At 65.2% G+C, this 2,301-nt stretch carries 3 protein-coding genes; 1 reads left to right on the top strand and 2 read right to left on the bottom strand.

Translation table 11 applies throughout. The annotated features are described in order from the left end of the window. The coding region (locus tag NW860_RS04350; RefSeq protein WP_414512631.1) for a DNA methyltransferase at positions 1-534 on the bottom strand (534 nt) is incomplete at its 3' end. Then, a complete protein-coding gene (locus NW860_RS04345) occupies positions 429-758 on the bottom strand; it encodes a four helix bundle protein (RefSeq protein ID WP_414512633.1) in 330 nt (109 codons plus the stop codon). The genes NW860_RS04345 and NW860_RS04350, both read right to left, overlap by 106 nt. 247 nt (positions 759-1,005) lie before the next feature. On the opposite strand from NW860_RS04345, the gene NW860_RS04340 reads away from it, so the two are divergent. Then, positions 1,006-1,758, top strand: a complete 753-nt coding sequence (locus NW860_RS04340; RefSeq protein WP_414512629.1) for a hypothetical protein — start codon at positions 1,006-1,008, stop codon at positions 1,756-1,758. Positions 1,759-2,301: the final 543 nt, after the last annotated feature.

Here is a 2,301-nt window from a genome sequence, read left to right as displayed (position 1 = left end):
GATCCGGGTCCTGGAGATGTAACGGTCCCGGTCATAGGCCTCATCCGGGATCCCCTGCCGAAGGACTTCGAGGTCGAAGACGCCCACGAGCGAGTCGCCGCACCCGATGCGGTGGTCCAGGAAGGTGAGGGGTCTGCCCGGCACCTGGCTTTCGATCCACAGGGCGACCTTGCACAGCTCCACGGCCAGGGGGTTTTTGTCCACGCCGTAGATGCAGTGGGCGATGACGTCCCGCACGGCCTCGCGCAGGGCCTCGGGAGAAGGCTCGTCCTCACCGGCGCGGACGCGGGCGAGTTCCCGGCCCAGGCGCCGGGCGGCCGCAAGCAGGAAGTGACCCGAGCCGCAGGCGGGGTCGAGAACGCGGATGGACAGAAGAGCGTGTTCGGCAAATAGCGAATGGCGAACGGCGAATGGGGTTGATTGCCAGGCTACGGCGATCTCCTTCTCCGTTGGAGACTGCGTTCCAGGTTGTTGAGCTGCTTGCCCAGTATCTGAAGCTCCTCCAGGATCGCTTGCGCGGCTTCCTGCGGGCACAGGTTGATCTCGACGCTGAGCATCAGAAGGGTCTCCAGCTCGGTGCGACTGCCATTGGCCTGGCGGAGAAAGTGGATGAACTCTGCCGTGTAACGGCGTCCCCAACCCTCGGCGATGTTGGCCGGGATCGAAATCGCCGCTCGGCGCATCTGGCTGGTCAGACCGTAGAGTTCCGAGGGAGGGAACCCCTCGGTCAGAAGGTAGACCTGCTTGACGACCTGCATGGCTTTTTGCCACACCTCCAGATCGCGATAGTCGTGGAAGGATTTCATGGACAAATCGCTCCTGAATAGCTTTTGGCACCATTCGCCATTCACAATTCGCCATTCGCTTTGCCTCGGAAAGCCGTTCTTCGATGACGGGCTCGAGTGCCGAGCGAATCAGCTCTCCGACAAGTTCTGCGGGGGTGTAGTAGGAGCCCGTAGACTTGCGCTCCGTCCCCCGCGCGAAGTCGAAGGTCTTGCCTGCAGGATGGTCCAGGATGACAGGGTGGTTGTCCAGCAGGCTCTCGTAGACCGAGCCGAGTTCCTCCACGTCCAGGGCCGCGTAGTTCACCCGCCGCTGGGTGTGTGTCTCCTCGTCGTAGTAGTAGACCAGGTGCCGGAAGGCCTCGAGGAGATCTCGGTTGGAGATGGTCCAGCTCTCGAGGGCGAGCGGTTCGAAGAGGCCGCCGTCCAGCACGGGGAGGCCCAGGAGGGTCGCCAGGGGCTTGCCGTCGGCCTGGGGCACCGGCGTCGAATCCCGCAGGAGGTGCCAGAGGACCCGGAGCCCGCACCACAGGTCATCGTGGTTCGTGTAAGCCTCCCGCCGGTCCACGAGCCGCTTGAGGCGGGTGATGCTGTAGTGTTCCCGGTAGAGGTCATTTCCGCTGAGAAGGCCCCGCTCTTCGGTCACCAGCAGGAAAAGGAACCGATACACCAGCCGCAGAAGGTCTCGATAGAGCTCTTCCGCGCGCACGCTCTCGGTCGCGGGCCTATGGCGCAGAAATCCGTTGGCGAGGAGGATCAAGCACTTTTCGACCCCGTCCCGGAGGCGGTCCCGTGCGCGGTTGCCCTGCTCCACCGCCTGCTCGTGGTAACGCTCGAGCCAGCACGTGGGTGCATCCTCGATCCCCTTCGGAAGGCGGGTCCGGTGGAGGAGGCGGTAGAGAAGGACGAAGTCGATGAAGCGCTCCTCTTCGAAGATGGCCTCCAGGTCGAAGGCCACGTAGGCCTGGCGGCGTAAGAGGGTGGACTTGCGCAGGAGCCGCAGTTCGAGGCCGTTCGTGACGATGCCCCAGAGGTGATCCGACCGGTTCAGGAACTCCTGCAGGAGCGCGTGAGGGGAGACCCGGGGCCGGCCCGAGGGGTCCACCCGGTCCAGGCTCCGGCGGGCGCCCACGATGTGGACAGGCGGGGCGTCCTCATTCTCGCCAGCCCGATGGGAGATGGGGAAGGATTGGCCGCCCAGCTCGTAGGAACGAGGATTGTAGTGGAGTTCGTAACCTAGCAGCCCCATGAACGGGATGACCCACCGCTCGCGGGTGAGGGTCGTGGTGGGGTCGCCTTCAGGGAGACGCTCGAGGCCCTGTCGGAAGACGGCGTAGAGGCCGCGGGCATCCCGGTAGACGGCGGCGATCTCAGCCGTGAGCGAGCGTCCGGCGGGGAAGCCGAAGTCGGCAGGCTTCTGCCCTGGAAGCGCCTCCTGATCCAGGCGCTCCAGGATGTCTGGGCCCAGGAGCCCGCCCTCCAGCCACACCGCAGGGCCTCTCCGAGGCACCCGCTCCCC

The organism is Synechococcus sp. F70.1 (assembly GCF_047502745.1).
Classification (GTDB): Bacteria; Cyanobacteriota; Cyanobacteriia; order Thermostichales; family Thermostichaceae; genus Thermostichus.
Note: the sequence above shows the minus strand (reverse complement) of the source record. Positions and strands in the feature narration are given on the sequence as shown.